This window comes from Pseudomonas sp. TWR3-1-1, from assembly GCF_049896545.1.
GTDB lineage: Bacteria > Pseudomonadota > Gammaproteobacteria > Pseudomonadales > Pseudomonadaceae > Aquipseudomonas > Aquipseudomonas weihenstephanensis.
Map to the genome: position 1 here is coordinate 281,566 of NZ_JAFCUO010000007.1, position 16,423 is coordinate 297,988.

At 55.8% G+C, this 16,423-nt stretch carries 10 protein-coding genes and 2 pseudogenes; 1 reads left to right on the plus strand and 11 read right to left on the minus strand.

Translation table 11 applies throughout. The features are described from left to right. Positions 1-268: 268 nt before the first annotated feature. The 3 genes from ACP7A4_RS16855 to putP all read right to left on the minus strand — a co-directional run bounded on the left by ACP7A4_RS16855 (position 269) and on the right by putP (position 3,219). Positions 269-1,105, minus strand: coding sequence for a 23S rRNA (adenine(2030)-N(6))-methyltransferase RlmJ (locus tag ACP7A4_RS16855; protein WP_059763626.1), 837 nt, complete (start codon positions 1,103-1,105; stop codon positions 269-271). 89 nt (positions 1,106-1,194) lie between these two features. After that, positions 1,195-1,533, minus strand: a complete 339-nt coding sequence (locus tag ACP7A4_RS16860; RefSeq protein ID WP_048364508.1) for a hypothetical protein — start codon at positions 1,531-1,533, stop codon at positions 1,195-1,197. Positions 1,534-1,731: 198 nt separating this feature from the next. Further along, complete coding sequence (putP, locus tag ACP7A4_RS16865; protein WP_048364509.1) at positions 1,732-3,219, minus strand: sodium/proline symporter PutP; 1,488 nt, start codon at positions 3,217-3,219, stop codon at positions 1,732-1,734. A 458-nt stretch (positions 3,220-3,677) separates the two neighbouring features. Here putP and putA point away from each other — a divergent pair, with 458 nt between their 5' ends. Further along, entirely contained in the window at positions 3,678-7,631 is a 3,954-nt protein-coding gene (gene putA, locus ACP7A4_RS16870; RefSeq protein WP_203303079.1) for a trifunctional transcriptional regulator/proline dehydrogenase/L-glutamate gamma-semialdehyde dehydrogenase, read from the plus strand. A gap of 98 nt (positions 7,632-7,729) precedes the next feature. Here the strand turns inward: putA and ACP7A4_RS16875 are convergent, their stop codons facing one another. From ACP7A4_RS16875 to ACP7A4_RS16910, 8 genes and pseudogenes are all read right to left on the minus strand, one after another. Further along, entirely contained in the window at positions 7,730-8,290 is a 561-nt protein-coding gene (locus ACP7A4_RS16875; protein ID WP_426247823.1) for a hypothetical protein, read from the minus strand. Between the two features lie 95 nt (positions 8,291-8,385). Beyond that, positions 8,386-9,459 (minus strand): DUF6708 domain-containing protein, encoded by a 1,074-nt coding sequence (locus ACP7A4_RS16880; RefSeq protein WP_426247824.1) that lies wholly within the window; start codon positions 9,457-9,459, stop codon positions 8,386-8,388. Positions 9,460-9,531: 72 nt separating this feature from the next. Continuing rightward, entirely contained in the window at positions 9,532-10,605 is a 1,074-nt protein-coding gene (locus ACP7A4_RS16885; RefSeq protein WP_426247825.1) for a DUF6708 domain-containing protein, read from the minus strand. 72 nt (positions 10,606-10,677) lie between these two features. Beyond that, a complete protein-coding gene (locus ACP7A4_RS16890) occupies positions 10,678-11,751 on the minus strand; it encodes a DUF6708 domain-containing protein (protein ID WP_426247826.1) in 1,074 nt (357 codons plus the stop codon). Next, on the minus strand, positions 11,744-14,638 hold the full coding sequence (locus tag ACP7A4_RS16895; RefSeq protein WP_426247831.1) for a hypothetical protein: 2,895 nt from the start codon (positions 14,636-14,638) through the stop codon (positions 11,744-11,746). The genes ACP7A4_RS16890 and ACP7A4_RS16895 overlap by 8 nt, the downstream gene beginning before the upstream one ends. 87 nt (positions 14,639-14,725) lie before the next feature. Continuing rightward, positions 14,726-15,142, minus strand: a pseudogene (locus tag ACP7A4_RS16900) (toxin VasX); the annotation flags it as partial. Continuing rightward, on the minus strand, positions 15,139-16,023 hold the full coding sequence (locus ACP7A4_RS16905) for a DUF4123 domain-containing protein (protein WP_426247827.1): 885 nt from the start codon (positions 16,021-16,023) through the stop codon (positions 15,139-15,141). The gene ACP7A4_RS16905 and the pseudogene ACP7A4_RS16900, both read right to left, overlap by 4 nt. Beyond that, a pseudogene (locus ACP7A4_RS16910) lies at positions 16,010-16,423 on the minus strand (type VI secretion system tip protein VgrG); the annotation flags it as partial. The pseudogene ACP7A4_RS16910 and the gene ACP7A4_RS16905, both read right to left, overlap by 14 nt.

Sequence of the window (16,423 nt, forward strand, 5' to 3'; positions counted from 1 at the left end):
GTGCGAGGCTGCGTCCGGCGGCGCAGCCGTCGTAAACCATTCAACGCGGTGCCTCAGACACACCGCAGCGCCCGATCGCAGCCTCGTACCTCGACAGCGACTACAAAGGCCCGCGACTACCGGTTACACACCTGTAGTCGCTGACGAGTCGTGCGAGGCTGCGTCCGGCGGCGCAGCCGTCGTAAACCATTCAACGCGCTGTCTCAGACACACTGCAGCGCCCGGTTGCAGCCTCGACCTCGACAGCGACGACTACAAAAATGCAGGCTTACTCTGCGATCAACCATTCCATCTGCCAGCCGCCCTGGGTTTGACCCAGTTTCTTGGCCAACCACGGCAACAATTCACGCAGCTCTTCTTCCAGGCCCCACGGCGGGTTGGCAATGGCCAAACCCGAACCATTCAGGCTGTTCGGAGTATCCAAAGGATGCACAAACAGCTCAACTTGCAGCAGTTTGGGCGCACCCGAACCCGCCAGATCCTGATAAAAGCGGCGCAACTGACGTTTGTCCTTAATCGGATACCAAATCGCAACAACGGTCTGGCGCATACGACTGATGGCGTCTTTCAACGACTCCGTGCAACGCTTCATCTCGTCGAGCTTTTCAAACGGCGGATCGATCAGCATCAGCCCGCGCTTTTCTGCCACCGGCAGCAGCGCACGCGGCACATGCCAGCCTTCACCCAGATGCACCGCTACCCGGCGATCACCCTTCATGTTGTCTTTGAGTAACACGCCGTCTTCCGGGTGTTTTTCGTTCAGCAACACGCGGTCTTGCGAACGGGTCAGGCGCCGCGCCAATTCAGGTGAACCGGGGTAGTAACGTAGCGTTCCATCCGGGTTCATCTTGTGCAGCACTTGCATGTAATCCGCTGTTACTGCGGGCAAGTCTTTCTGGTCCCACAAACGGGCGATACCTTCCAGGTACTCACCAGTACGGTTGGCCTGGTCACCCTGAAGGTCGTACAGACCGATGCCCGCGTGGGTATCAAGGTAAGCAAAAGGCTGTTCTTTACGCGACATCAAGGCGATGAGGCGGGTCAACACAATATGTTTGAGAACGTCGGCATGGTTGCCGGCGTGGAAGGCGTGACGATAGTTCATGGTTGCTCCTGCGCAGGGGGCGAAGTTTACCCTGTGCAGCGAGTAACGTCAGGGGTTAAGCCGCTCGCCACGCCAAACGGTGTTATCCATCAAACCGCTTGCGGCATCAGCGTCAGATTTTGCACCTTTCGGTCTTCGTTCCAGTCAAAGAAGAAGCTTCTCTCGGCATCAGCCACAACGACCTGGTTGTCCAGGACTTCCGAGCGGATGACATACCCGGCGATGCTTGGGTCATTTACCGCCCCCCCGGCATAAAGCCCATACACAAAAGGCGATGCGATCTCACTGTACATTCTTGTTTCAGCCAGCGTCTTGCGACACCCCATGAGGTCATGTGCAAACAGCGTAACTGTCCATACGTAATGACGCTGAATAGAAAAAGGCAGTTCGTGGCTGGACACGTAACCGGTAACTGCTCTGTTGGGCATCTCAACGCTCCTTGATGAGGTACTCAACGCTGAGCACTCACACAAGATTAGTCGGTGCGTTTGAACAAAAACAGCCTCCAGACCATTCGATGCACAAATGCCGAAATTTCATACAGTTCATCCAAAAAAAAGCCCGCTCATTTACAGAGGCGGGCCTTTTTTAACCACATTTACCGTGTGAGCCGAGGCTCAAATCACTCAGCGGTTTTGCTGGAAGTCTTTCTCGGCAGCGCTGAAACGCTCAACCATGTTCTTGCTTGGGCCTTTGCCCATCAAGCTAACCACCAGAATGGCGATGCTGGCGAAGATGAAGCCCGGAATGATCTCGTACAGACCAAACAGCGAGAAGTGTTTCCACACGATCACGGTAATGGCACCCACCAAAATACCGGCCAATGCGCCATTACGGGTCATGCCCTTCCACAGTACCGAGATCAGTACCACTGGGCCGAACGCAGCCCCGAAGCCTGCCCATGCATAGCTCACCAGGCCCAGAACGCGGTTATCCGGGTTGGCGGCCAGTACGATGGCGATCAAGGCAACCACCAGCACCATGGCGCGACCGACCCACACCAGCTCAACCTGGGAGGCATTTTTACGCAAGAAAGCCTTGTAGAAGTCTTCAGTCAGGGCGCTGGAGCACACCAGCAACTGGCAGCTCAAGGTGCTCATTACCGCAGCCAGAATGGCCGACAACAACACACCGGCAATCCACGGATTGAACAGCAGCTTGGCCAGTTCAATGAACACGCGCTCAGGGTTTTCGGTCACAGGACCGGCCACCTCAGGATGTGCCGAGAAGTACGCGATACCGAAGAAGCCCACAGCCACGGTACCGGCCAGGCACAGGATCATCCAGGCCATGGAGATACGACGCGCCTTGGCGATCGACTTCACCGAGTCTGCAGCCATGAAACGCGCCAGAATGTGCGGCTGACCGAAGTAACCCAGGCCCCAGCCCATCAGCGAAATAATGCCGATGAAGGAGGTGCCTTTAAGCATGTCGAAGTTGCTTGGGTCTTTGGCTTCAATGGCCAGGAACGTGGTGTCTACACCGCCCGTGGCCAACAGCACGATGATCGGCGTGAGGATCAACGCGAAAATCATCAGGGTCGCCTGAACGGTGTCGGTCCAGCTCACGGCCAGGAAACCACCGATAAAGGTGTAGGCGATGGTTGCCGCGGCACCTGCCCACAATGCGGTTTCGTACGGCATGCCGAAGGTGCTTTCGAACAGACGGGCACCGGCGACGATGCCGGAAGCGCAGTAGATGGTGAAGAACACCAAAATCACGATGGCCGAGATGATCCGCAGCAGACCGCTTTTGTCTTCAAAACGGCTGGAGAAGTAATCCGGCAGGGTCAGCGCATCGCCGTTGTGCTCGGTCTGCACCCGCAGGCGACCTGCCACAAACAGCCAGTTCAGGTAAGCACCGGTTACCAGGCCAATGGCAATCCAGCTTTCCGACAGACCGGAAACATAAATGGCGCCCGGCAAGCCCATCAACAACCAGCCGCTCATGTCGGAGGCGCCAGCGGACAGTGCAGTCACAACGCTGCCCAGGCTACGGCCACCCAGAATGTAGTCGGAAAGGTTATTGGTGGAGCGATAGGCCATGAGGCCAATCAGCACCATTGCCACGATATAGATCACGAACGTGATCAGGGTTGGGTTACTAACACTCATTGAATTAAGCCCTGGCATTGTTTTTATGTTTAGCAGCGGTCTGGTCGGACGCTCACAAACGTCCTGTTTGAGACGAATAACATAGCCGCGCAATTATGACTGACGTTTCCCCAGGAAAATCATCAGCCGATGAACCCAACAGTGAAGAGGTTGCACCTTAGCGGCGAATGCTATGCAACAAAGCAAATCGGGTGCAACCAGTTTTTGTCTGACAAGTTGCACCTTGTCGCCTTTTCGTCTCAATTCGGTTTTTTTGCTCCTTTTCGGAGCAAGAACCACGCAAAGCCAATCAAAAAGCACCAAGTCTGTGCAAAAAATTGCACTCCATTCAAAATCCTGACGAAGCGTCGAACAATCCGCAAAAAAACGGGTTGCACTAGGTTGCACCTCTGGGTGCGCGCAGCTAATCTTGCCGCCAGCTGCTGCCGCGCAACTGCGGCACCCATGAGGATAAAAATATGGCTACCACCACCCTTGGGGTCAAACTTGATGACCCGACCCGCGAGCGCCTCAAGGCCGCCGCGACCTCGATTGATCGTACGCCGCACTGGCTGATCAAGCAGGCAATCTTTAATTACCTGGAAAAACTCGAGGGTGGTGCAACCCTGACCGAGTTGAGCGGTATCCCTGGCGCAGCCAGCGATGACGCCGACGAGGTGCAAACCGATCACGCGCATCAGTGCTTCCTGGAGTTTGCAGAAAGCATCCTGCCCCAGTCGGTGCTGCGCGCCGCGATCACTTCCGCTTACCGTCGCCCGGAACCCGAAGTGGTGCCGATGCTGATCGAGCAAGCGCGTCTGCCTGCCCCGATGGCCGAAGCCACGCAAACACTGGCCGCCTCGATTGCTGAAAAACTGCGCAATCAGAAGAGCGCCGGTGGCCGTGCAGGCATCGTCCAGGGCCTGCTGCAAGAATTCTCTCTGTCATCCCAGGAAGGCGTGGCATTGATGTGCCTGGCCGAAGCGCTGCTGCGCATCCCGGACAAGGGCACCCGTGACGCGCTGATTCGCGACAAAATCAGCACCGGCAACTGGCACCCGCACTTGGGCAACAGCCCGTCTCTGTTCGTCAACGCAGCGACTTGGGGTCTGTTGCTGACAGGCAAGTTGGTGTCGACCCACAACGAAGCAGGCCTGACCTCCTCCCTGAGCCGCATCATCGGCAAAAGCGGCGAGCCGATGATTCGCAAGGGCGTCGACATGGCCATGCGCCTGATGGGCGAGCAGTTTGTGACCGGCGAAACCATCGCCGAAGCCCTGGCCAACGCCACGCGCTTTGAAGCCAAGGGCTTCCGTTACTCCTACGACATGCTCGGCGAAGCCGCACTCACCGAGCTCGACGCGCAAAAATACCTCGCGTCCTACGAGCAAGCGATCCATTCGATCGGCAAAGCCTCTAACGGCCGTGGCATCTACGAAGGCCCGGGGATTTCGATCAAATTGTCGGCCCTGCACCCGCGTTACAGCCGCGCCCAGTACGAGCGCGTGATGGACGAGCTGTACCCGCGCCTGCTGTCGCTGACCTTGCTGGCCAAGCAATATGACATCGGCCTGAACATCGACGCCGAAGAAGCTGACCGCCTTGAGCTGTCGCTCGACCTGCTGGAACGCCTGTGCTTCGAGCCACAACTGGCTGGCTGGAACGGCATCGGTTTCGTGATTCAGGCTTACCAGAAGCGCTGCCCGTACGTGATCGACTACGTGATCGACCTGGCACGCCGCAGCCGTCACCGCCTGATGATCCGTCTGGTAAAAGGCGCGTATTGGGACAGCGAAATCAAGCGCGCTCAAGTCGAAGGCCTGGAAGGCTATCCGGTCTACACCCGCAAGGTGTACACCGACGTTTCCTACCTTGCCTGTGCGAAAAAACTGCTGGCCGTGCCTGAGGCTATCTATCCGCAATTCGCGACGCACAACGCCCAAACGCTGTCGGCGATTTACCATATCGCTGGTCAGAACTACTACCCTGGCCAGTACGAGTTCCAATGCCTGCACGGCATGGGTGAACCGCTGTACGAGCAAGTCGTCGGCAAACTTTCCGAAGGCAAGCTCAATCGTCCGTGCCGTGTGTACGCACCGGTCGGCACCCACGAAACACTGCTGGCCTATCTGGTGCGTCGCTTGCTGGAAAACGGCGCCAACACCTCGTTCGTTAACCGCATCGCCGACCACACCATTTCGATTCAAGAGCTGGTAGCCGACCCGATCTCGCAGATCGAGCACATGGCGGCGCAAGAAGGCGGCTTCGGCTTGCCTCACCCGCGCATCCCTTTGCCGCGCGACCTGTATGGCAGCGAACGCGCCAACTCCAGCGGCATCGACATGGCCAACGAACACCGCTTGGCGTCGCTGTCCTGCGCCCTGCTGGCCACCGCACACAACGACTGGAAAGCTGCGCCGATGCTCGGTTGCGCCTCTAGCACCGAAACGCCTGCACCGGTGCTCAACCCGTCCGATCTGCGCGACGTGGTCGGCCATGTGCAGGAAGCTACCGTTGAGGACGCCGACAACGCGATCCAGTGCGCATTGAATGTCGCGCCGATCTGGCAAGCCACCCCGCCTGCCGAGCGCGCCGCCATTCTGGAGCGTGCCGCAGACTTGATGGAAGCCGAGATCCAGCCACTCATGGGCCTGTTGGCACGTGAGGCGGGCAAGACCTTCGCCAACGCCATCGCCGAAGTCCGTGAAGCCGTCGACTTCTTGCGTTACTACGCCGTACAAGCGCGCAACGACCTGACCAACGACGCGCACCGCCCATTGGGCCCCGTGGTCTGCATCAGCCCGTGGAACTTTCCGCTGGCGATTTTCAGCGGTCAAGTTGCTGCCGCCCTGGCCGCCGGGAACCCGGTGCTGGCCAAGCCGGCCGAGCAAACGCCGCTGGTCGCCGCACAAGCAGTGCGTATCCTGCTGGAAGCCGGTATCCCCGAAGGCGTGCTGCAATTGCTGCCGGGCCGTGGCGAAACCGTCGGTGCGCGTCTGGTCGGCGACGATCGCGTCAAAGGCGTGATGTTCACCGGTTCCACCGAAGTCGCCCGCTTGCTGCAACGCAACATTGCCGGCCGTCTGGATGCACAGGGTCGTCCGATCCCGCTGATCGCCGAAACCGGCGGTCAAAACGCCATGATCGTCGATTCCTCGGCATTGACCGAACAAGTGGTCATCGACGTGGTGTCCTCGGCCTTCGACAGCGCTGGCCAACGTTGCTCGGCACTGCGCGTGCTGTGCTTGCAGGAAGATTCGGCTGATCGCGTCATCGAAATGCTCAAAGGTGCAATGGCTGAATCGCGCATGGGTAATCCTGAGCGCTTGAGCGTGGACATTGGCCCGGTGATCGACGCCGAAGCCAAAGCGGGCATCGAGAAACACATCCAGGGCATGCGTGACAAAGGCCGCAACGTGTTCCAGATGGCGATTGCCGACATCGAAGAATGCAAGCGCGGCACCTTCGTCATGCCGACCCTGATCGAGCTGGAAAGCTTCGACGAGCTGGAACGCGAAATCTTCGGCCCAGTGCTGCACGTGGTGCGGTACAAGCGCAAAGACATTGACCAATTGATCGCTCAGATCAATGCGTCGGGTTACGGCCTGACGCTGGGCGTGCACACCCGCATCGACGAAACCATTGCCAAAGTGGTCAACAGCGTCAATGCCGGTAACGTCTACGTAAACCGCAACATCGTTGGCGCAGTGGTCGGCGTCCAGCCGTTTGGTGGCGAAGGCTTGTCAGGCACAGGCCCTAAAGCCGGCGGCCCTTTGTACCTGTTCCGCTTGCTGTCGACCCGTCCGGGCAATGCCATCGAGCAGTCGTTCGCCAAGGTCGATGCCATCAGCGCACCCGACACCCAAGCCCGCGAAGCCTTGAGCAAACCGCTCAAAGCACTGCAAGCCTGGGCCGACAACAACCAGCAGGCCAGCTTGGCCGAGTTGTGCAGCGAATTCGCCGCCCATTCGCAAAGCGGTATCACTCGCTTGCTCAATGGTCCGACGGGCGAGCGCAACAGCTACGCCATCCTGCCGCGCGAACACGTGCTGTGCCTGGCCGAAGTGGAAAGCGACTTGCTGACTCAACTGGCAGCGGTATTGGCCGTAGGCAGCTCTGCGGTCATGCCGGAAAGCGAGCTGGCCAAAGCCCTGCTCGCCCGTCTGCCAAAAGAGGTGCAGGCACGCATCAAACTGGTGGCTGACTGGACCAAAGACGACGTGATCTTTGACGCTGTCCTGCATCACGGCGACTGCGATCAATTGCGTGACGTGTGCCAGCAAGTGGCCAAGCGCGCAGGCGCGATCGTCGGCGTGCAAGGCTTGTCTCAGGGCGAAACCAACATCGCGCTGGAACGTCTGGTGATTGAACGCGCATTGAGCGTCAACACCGCAGCCGCAGGGGGTAATGCGAGCTTGATGACCATCGGTTGATGGATTACCCGAACGCTGAAAATAAAAACCGGGCACCTGTGAGGGTGTCCGGTTTTTTAATGCCCGAGCAACTCTAAGTACGCGGCAGAACCTGGCTATCAGTAGGGCACATAGACCAATAGCATCATCATCAAGATGAAAACCATCCACACAACAGCACCGCATACTGCCCAAACACGGTTGGCAACGTTCAGTGTCCGGTTTTTTTTGCCCTGTGGGTCGTTGTGCAAATAATTGACGGCGCGTTGCGCTCCGATCAACAACCACCCGCACGCCACAAACAACCCCCAATTCAGAAGGATAAATATCCAGAAGGACGGTTCATCTCCCTCAATCATCATGCTGAGAATGGGTAATGCCCAAGCGATGCCTAACAGAGCGGCCCGCCGTGTCGGGAACCATTGGTAAGTGCGACCTGACACATCCAGTGCCTGCTGAATCCTGCTGAACAGCGAAAAAATATAGACCCCGTTAAAAAGAGCGCGAAAGACCGGCAAAACCTGTGTCCCGGTAGAGCGTTGATAACATTTCCAATGTTGGTAGAACCATGCGAACAAATACAAACCCATCGTGACGCCATACATGAATGACAGTTTTTTAATCGAGACCACATAAAACTCGGCGGGCTTTACACCTGCGAGTGAAGTGTCCTGAGTCATGAGTGCGTTCCAACCAAAAGAAAGCTACGACCCTGATCCATTCCTCAGATTTAAAAAACCCCCCGGCTCTGATCTTCATGCAGGACAAATCTGATTTATTGTCCGAGTTCATTGTCTGGAGAGGCCTTATCCTGCGAAAACTTAATATTGTAAAACTCCAACAAACTTAAGCCTTGGCTAAAAGCCTCCCTGACTTCGGCACTTTGTTGCAGCAGCTCGGGGCTGGGTTGTGCGTGTTGTTCGGGAGGTATCGGTTTGGACCATTCGACAATTGAGTCAGGGAACGCCGCTTTGGGCTGATTGCCTACCCATTGGGCGAGTCGGCAGGGCAAAGTCCAGCCGCTGCAAAACTGAATCGTCAAAAAGCCAAAGGCATACACCGGCCAAGTGTGCATTTCGCGGTAGACCTCGCGACACATATGAAAGTAGGCCACGGTGCCCTCCTGAAACTCTTCATCCGTCAACAACGTGACTGGTAAGGCTTCGGGTCCCTCTTCCATGTAAACCCTCAAGGCTTCCCATTCACTGACTGCCAGACTCAAGTGCCCGGTAGGAATGGTCAGCCACGCCACAGCGCCACTGCTGCTGTCGCGCAGACCGATCATCAGTGAAGCGCTGGGCATGACGGCGTATTCAGTCACCACCGAGCCTACCGTGACGCAGGCAATCACTTCCTCCCAAGGCACGATTAACGGCGGCTGGCCTTTTTTAGGGACATACGCCACCTCGCGGCGTTGGCGGTTGAAGCGGACAGGGGGTTCATTTATGACTTCCAGAATGGTTTTGGTCAGGGGGATACCTGCCATTAGAATTAAGAGAACAAGAAAGCCCCATAAATAATAATTAGGAATTATGAAATTTATTAAAAAACCAAGTACCGGTTTACCAGAGTTAAAATACTCAAAAAAACCCAAACCTAAACCAGAAAGAAAAAAAAGAACAAAAATATTCACAATCGAACCTACAGACACTCTAACTGCAAATTCTAAACCTCCAGCACTGGGAGCAAAGTCCAAGAACACACCATTAATCTCTTTATGCATCCGCTGACCACTAAAAGCGTTTACTCCCGTAGGCAAAGGTCGAGGAGCCAGATATAAAACTTCCGCACCTTGTTTCTTTTCAAAGTCTCCTGCATGGGGCAATCGATTATATTTGGCCTCATCCATTATTCTGCCCCACACTTAAACTTACGAACAAGCTCACTCTCATAGAATAAATTTTCACTTGTTCAAAGTCGCTCATCGACCCACTTCCGCTGTTGCCGAGATGTCTTCATCTGCAAACTTAATATTATAAAACTCCAACAAATTTAAGCCCTGGCTAAAAGCCTCCCTGACTTCGGCACTTTGTTGCAGCAGCTCGGGGCTGGGTTGGGCATGTTGTTCGGCAGGTATCGGTTTGGACCATTCGACAATTGAGTCAGGGAACGCCGCTTTGGGCTGATTGCTTACCCATTGGGCGAGTCGGCAGGGCAAAGTCCAGCCGCTGCAAAACTGAATCGTCAAAAAGCCAAAGGCATACACCGGCCAAGCGTGCATTTCGCGGTAAACCTCGCGACACATATGAAAGTAGGCCACGGTGCCTTCCTGAAACTCTTCATCCGTCAACAACGTGACTGGCACCGCTTCCGGCCCCTCTTCCATGTACACCCTCAGGGCCTCCCATTCACTGACTGCCAGACTCAAGTGCCCGGTAGGAATGGTCAGCCACGCCACAGCGCCACTGCTGCTGTCGCGCAGACCGATCATCAGTGAAGCGCTGGGCATGACGGCGTATTCAGTCACCACCGAGCCTACCGTGACGCAGGCAATCACTTCCTCCCAAGGCACGATTAACGGCGGCTCGCCTTTTTTAGGGACATACGCCACTTCGCGGCGTTGGCGGTTGAAGCGGACGGGGGGATCGTTGATTATTCCCAGGATATTTTTTGTCAGCGGGATACCCGCTATTACTACAAAAAAAATCACGACTCCCCAAATATAGTAATTAGGTAAAACCAAATTAATTACAACCCCATAAAAAGGTTTTCCGGACTCAACATATTCATCGACCCCTAACCCTAAACCTATTAACAAGAAAGTTATTACCAAATTCACAACCAACCCAATAGAGGCCCTTATCGAAAATTCCAGCCCTCCTACCCCCGGACCAAAATCCAAGAACACATTATCTATTAATCTATGCATGCGTTTTCCACTACCCCCTCCCACACCTGTCGGTAACGGCTTGGGTGACAGGTACAAAAACTCCACACCTGATTTTTTTTCGAAGTCACCAGCATGAGGAAGTCGATCGTACTTAGACTCTTCCATTCTTCTGCCCCATGCTTAAACTTACGATCACGCCAACTGTGGCAAGGTATAGCCTCACTTGTTTAAAGTCGCTCATCGACCCATTTCTGCTTTTGCCGAGATGTCTTCATCCGTAAACTTAATATTGTAAAACTCAAACAAATTTAAGCCTTGGCTAAAAGCCTCCCTGACTTCGGCACTTTGTTGCAGCAGCTCGGGGCTGGGTTGGGCGTGTTGTTCGGCAGGTATCGGTTTGGACCATTCGACAATTGAGTCAGGGAACGCCGCTTTGGGCTGATTGCTTACCCATTGGGCGAGTCGGCAGGGCAAAGTCCAGCCGCTGCAAAACTGAATCGTCAAAAAGCCAAAGGCATACACCGGCCAAGCGTGCATTTCACGGTAGACCTCGCGACACATATGAAAGTAGGCCACGGTGCCTTCCTGAAACTCTTCATCCGTCAACAACGTGACTGGCACCGCTTCCGGCCCCTCTTCCATGTACACCCTCAGGGCCTCCCATTCACTGACTGCCAGACTCAAGTGCCCGGTAGGAATGGTCAGCCACGACACAGCGCCACTGCTACTGTCGCGCAGACCGATCATCAGTGAAGCGCTGGGCATGACGGCGTATTCAGTCACCACCGAGCCTACCGTGACGCAGGCAATCACTTCCTCCCAAGGCACGATTAACGGCGGCTCGCCTTTTTTAGGGACATACGCCACTTCGCGGCGTTGGCGGTTGAAGCGGACGGGGGGTTCATTTATGACTTCCAGAATGGTTTTGGTCAGGGGGATACCCGCTGTCAATATCATGAAAGCAAGAAAACCCCAAATAAAGTAACTCGGCAAAATCAAATTAACTAAAATTTCATAAAACGGACTGCCGTACTCTATATACGCATGCACGCCCAAACCAAGGCCTAGCAGTAAAAAAAATATCACCATATTCATAACCGACCCTACAGAGAGTCTTATCGCAAACTCTAATCCACCCCCTCCCGGGCCAAAATCCAAAAACACAGCGTTAATTTCCCTGTGCATGCGTTGACCACTAAAAGGTACTACGCCTGTCGGTAAAGGATTGGGTGCCAGATATAAAGCTTCCGCTCCTTTGTTTTTTTCAAAATCACCGGCATGAGGCAGTCGGTCGTATTTTTCATCACGCATTAAAGTCACTCACCTTCAATTCACACCACTCAGCCTCACCCATATAAGCAACACCCTCAACTCCCTCGACAGGGGCATTGATAACTCCAATATCCAAAGGAATACGATAGCTTAGGTAGTGCTCATTCGACTTCAGATAGCTTTCTGCAAGATCCGGTTTAACTGCAAACCTGACATTCAATATGGACTGAGTACCACACCATTCATAAGGCAAACTAAGCTGTATGCCTAGAGGACTGTCGCCTACCAGTACAAAATTGCTCCTTACTATTGCCCCAACATCCCTATATTGGGAGGTACTGTCACGCCGCCACTGAGCTGTAAAAATTATGGGGGAACGCTCCAAGCTTTGCAGACTCATACCCGGGAAGCTCAGATAAAAAGAACGAACTTTCCCCCATTCGTCCAACGACTGGGTAATTCCTTGATCTAAAAAAACTGGACGTTGGGTAGCTTCAGACAAGTGCTGCGCGTGGTTAAGCCAGTTCCACCCCTGACTGTCATTCCCCCAGCAACATTGCAATAACCAACGCTGATGATCATTGCGTTTATGGTAGTTATAAATGGCTTCCCCTACAAACCCCAAAGCCATAAAAGCCAGGTTCCAGGGAGTGAGGCCTGCTACATATCTCAAATAACGTCTACCACCAATCGCCCATGCTGCGCTTGTCGCCTGAATCCCTTTGCCAAAAGTTTTTATTAATAAACGGAACTCAACTAGCGCTTTGATTTTCATAGCGCCAGCTAGTGCAGTGCCTCCAGTGTCACCTACTAACGCTATAAAGGCGCCCGCTTTTTCTCCCCCATCTCCTGTTCGTATAGCATTCACCCACTTGTCGAAATTATTAAGTGATATGCCTAACGCCCCAAAGAATGCAAAAGGTGTAATAAGCCCACCAAGGCCTAGGCCTAACTTCCCGATTTTCACGGCAAGCAACATTCCACTTTCACTATGACTCGAGATCTGCACAGTTCTAAAAGCCTTTTCCACCAAGCTTATATGTGTATTTTGATAAGCCGATAGCGCCGCCGATGCAGTTCCGCTTATCGCTCCTCCTAAAATCAACACGTTCTTGATGCCGCCCTCACTCTCTTGCCCTTTCCACGCCCCCCAAGCCTCCCCCAACGAATACGCCTGCCACAGCATCAGCCCCAGCGGGAGCCAGCCACTTTTGAACACAGTAGCCCCGGCGTTTCCTTCGCCGTATCCGCCTTTGATGCCCGAGCGCAGGCGGTTGATTTCTTCGTTCAGGTACGCCTGCTGTTGAGGGTTCAAGTTGAGTTGCAAGCCGATAAATCCAGCAGGCTGGGTGCTGGTGAGGGTCAGGCTGTTTTGAATGATTTTGACCAGCGCCACCCGCTGTTCGCGAGCATCTAGCAGCAGGCGATGGTAATGCTCGGCCTGCTGCCGCGCTGTCTGACGCTGAATGTCAGTGGAATGGCGGTAGTGACTGTTTTTGTTTGCGACAGAACGGTTGTACTTGTAGGTGTCTTCGTTTTTTAGCAGCACTTGCAGGTTGGTAAGGCGCAGGTTGAATTGCTGGACGTCTTGCGCGCTGGCAATCCGCAAGGTGGCTCCTTCGTGTTGCAAGGCCATCAGACCTGCCAGTCGGTGGGCACGATTGGTGGTGCTGTCAAAGGCGTCGAGGTGTGCTTTGAGGGCGGGGCCATTAACGCTTGCCTGAAGCGTGACCAACCAGCGTTCCAGCCGCAGCGCCGCCGCCGGGGCGTAGGCCGCCTGCACCAATTGGCTCGACTGCCTGGCCTGCGGATCGAGGTCGAGGGTGTTGGCCCAGTGCTGGCCCATCAGGGTGTTCAGTTGCTGCACGCGCACGTGTGATTGGGCAATGCTGTCTTGTGCGGTGCGCGCCTGATCGAGCCACTTGACCAGATCGGCCGCCTTGCTGCTCAGAAAGGTCCAGTCAAGGCGACTGCCAAACGCCGGCAAAATGTAATACGGGTGCGTATGCAGGTACTCTCCTACAGCTTCCAGACTCTCATCGGTTCGGCACAGATCGCGCACGCAGTTGTGTTCCGCCACCAGTGCCGCGTGCAGTTGTTCATCCACTTTGGGGTCGAAGTACCACAGGCTGCGGTGCAGATCGCCACGAATGAGCAACTGGGTGCGGTCTTCGGTGATGCGGTCCAGACGCGCGGTCCAACGCTTGATGTGTACCCGTTCGGCTTCCAGGTAGGCGGTCATTTCCCGGTGGCGCACCAGATCATGAATGCCCCGCGCACCCAGCCCCCGGCCTTGTAAGGTCGCATCGCTATGGTCTTGCAGGGTCTCGATATCGTCTTGCAGTTCATCATGCAGCGCTTCACCGAGGGCGTCGTGCATAGCCTGTTTTTTGTCATTCAGGCTCTGGCGCACACCACGCGTCTGTGCGTCCAGGCCGTGGCCGGGATAGGTGGCTTTTTCAGGACTGAGTCCCCGATAGGTATTGCGCGCGTTCAAGTAGGCATAGATGGCTTCGCGCTGCGCCGGGCTGGTTTTCTCGAACAGGCGCTTATCTACGCCGGTGCTGACAGCGTTGCCATCACTGAGCACCATCAGGGTTTCGATGTAACTGCCCACCAGGTATTTGAGTTCTTGGCGCTCTTTGGCCACCCAGGTGTCAATCCAGCTCACCACAAGGTCTTGTTCCTGGGCCAGATCGCGCATCACGCCCAACGTGTCGTTGAACAGCAGATACAAATGATCATGCTCGTAGGCCGCGAGCATCTGACCTTTGACCGCGCCGATGTGCCGCTTTTGAAAATGCGGCTGATCTTCCCAGGCGTAATCTTCAGACTCTTGCGGGTCTTGCCCCTCGACAGTCACGTCAGTGCCGGGTTGTTCTGCGACTTCTGCCAACCACTGTTGCGCCTGGGCTTCAGTCAGCAAGTGCTGCCCACCGGTGGCGCAATGGGCCGTGCTCAAGTCGACGTGCTGCATGAAGTGATCACGCTCGTTGCGACTGTCGATCATTCGCGAACACTTGTGGGCCGTCCATTGCAGTTCGCTGTAGGCCATGTGCAAGGTGGTCGAGCGCTCGAACAGCAACGCATGTTGGGCAAACACGCCGTCGCGCTGATCCTGGCTGGCCTCGCTGCCTTGCCACACAATTTGTGTCACCTGCCCCTCAAGCACCCGGTATTCGTGCAAATAGCCACTGGTGTTGTCGATGACATACAGCCAGCCGTCACGCAGCTGGCGAATACCCAACGGCCGCGAAACCAGTCGATACGGCATCGTCAGCGCGCTGGCCGGGTCGAGCCGCTCTACCCGGCCATACCGTAAGGGCAACAACTGCACACGCGGCTTGCGCAGCGGACACACACCCAGAGCCGTTTTCGCGTCGCTGCGGCTCAGGTCAATGTGATTGGGATTCGGGCGCCGGGCACTCATACGTTGAATTCCTCACGGTATGGACTGCGGGCAAGCGCCAGTGCGGCGGCCTGTTCGATGCGCTGGGTGGGCGTCAAGGCGCACGGTTGGGTGAGCAACTGCGCGATGTCGGGGTGGCGCTCGAGCACGTCATCACCCAGCAAAATGCGCACGTTGGCGTACAGGCACATCTCGTGTTCACTGTTGAACCCCAATGCATAGGCGCTTGCGGCCACGTTTCGAATCCATGCCCAGCGCGCGAGGGCATCCTGCCCGCCGAACACCTCGAGGAAGGCTTTGTGCAGATGCCCATGCAGGCTTATCCAGATGGCCCGCAGGCGTACTTCATCAAGCAAGGCCACCTGACGCTCACACAAACCATAAGGCTGGGCAGCCAATGACCGGGGTTGAGCACCCCGGCGTACGTGGTGGTGCCATGCGTTGCTGATGGCATCCGGCAGCACCACCTGCTCCATCGGCCCAAAAAAATCAGCGCTTGCGGTATCTTCAGCGTGCTTGAGCAAAGCGTGCATCACGGCGGGATCAGCCACCCGCAACCAAACTTTTTGCCCGTGCGGGTACTGCGCATCCAGCAGCGTACGCAAATGAGTGATGACCTCGAACGCGCTGGCATGACTAAAAATCAAATAGCCCCACTCCTCGGCACTGTGCGCCAAGTAGTGGCTCAACCCCGGTGTACTTGGCCCCTTCAAGGTAATCAGGCACGGGGACACCGGGTTGCAGGACACCAGCGGCGTATTGGCATACAACAGCTGGAAGTCCGGCGCTGCGAACCAGTCGAGCAGGCGAACCCGCAGGTTTTTCACGCTGATGCCATCCAGCAGCAGGTAAGCATTGCCCTGCCAGGGCAAATCAGGGGGCAACGTATCAGGCGTCAACATGGATGCCACCGACTTGCGTATTCGCCTTCAAGGCTTCGCACTGCGCACAGGCCGGCGCCTTGACCTGTAAGGCTTGCAGCTGTGCCGAATGGTCCAGCTCAATACTGTGCAGGACCTGAACCACGCCCGGTGATAACGGCATGGCAGGCGTACCGGGCATCGCCACCCCACCCACTTGAATCGGCGTACTGCTAAAGATCCCCGCCGCACTGATTACCAGGTGTTGCCCGCCTGCCATCAACGTGATGCTCGCCCCCGCGTCCAGCACCAGCATGGCCCCTGCCTTGAGGTGGATTTGCTGTCCGGCGTCGGCCAGCAAATTCTGCCCGACACGGGTGTGCTGGCTGGTGGCGACCTGCAAGTGGTCATTGCCCTTGATCTGCACTTTGCGGTCGGCCGT

Bases quoted from the DNA above. Each gene is read 5' to 3' on its own strand.
- ACP7A4_RS16855 (WP_059763626.1), bottom strand. From the start codon at position 1,105: ATGAACTATCGTCACGCCTTCCACGCCGGCAACCATGCCGACGTTCTC.
- ACP7A4_RS16860 (WP_048364508.1), bottom strand. From the start codon at position 1,533: ATGCCCAACAGAGCAGTTACCGGTTACGTGTCCAGCCACGAACTGCCT.
- putP (WP_048364509.1), bottom strand. From the start codon at position 3,219: ATGAGTGTTAGTAACCCAACCCTGATCACGTTCGTGATCTATATCGTG.
- putA (WP_203303079.1), top strand. From the start codon at position 3,678: ATGGCTACCACCACCCTTGGGGTCAAACTTGATGACCCGACCCGCGAG.
- ACP7A4_RS16875 (WP_426247823.1), bottom strand. From the start codon at position 8,290: ATGACTCAGGACACTTCACTCGCAGGTGTAAAGCCCGCCGAGTTTTAT.
- ACP7A4_RS16880 (WP_426247824.1), bottom strand. From the start codon at position 9,459: ATGGATGAGGCCAAATATAATCGATTGCCCCATGCAGGAGACTTTGAA.
- ACP7A4_RS16885 (WP_426247825.1), bottom strand. From the start codon at position 10,605: ATGGAAGAGTCTAAGTACGATCGACTTCCTCATGCTGGTGACTTCGAA.
- ACP7A4_RS16890 (WP_426247826.1), bottom strand. From the start codon at position 11,751: ATGCGTGATGAAAAATACGACCGACTGCCTCATGCCGGTGATTTTGAA.
- ACP7A4_RS16905 (WP_426247827.1), bottom strand. From the start codon at position 16,023: ATGTTGACGCCTGATACGTTGCCCCCTGATTTGCCCTGGCAGGGCAAT.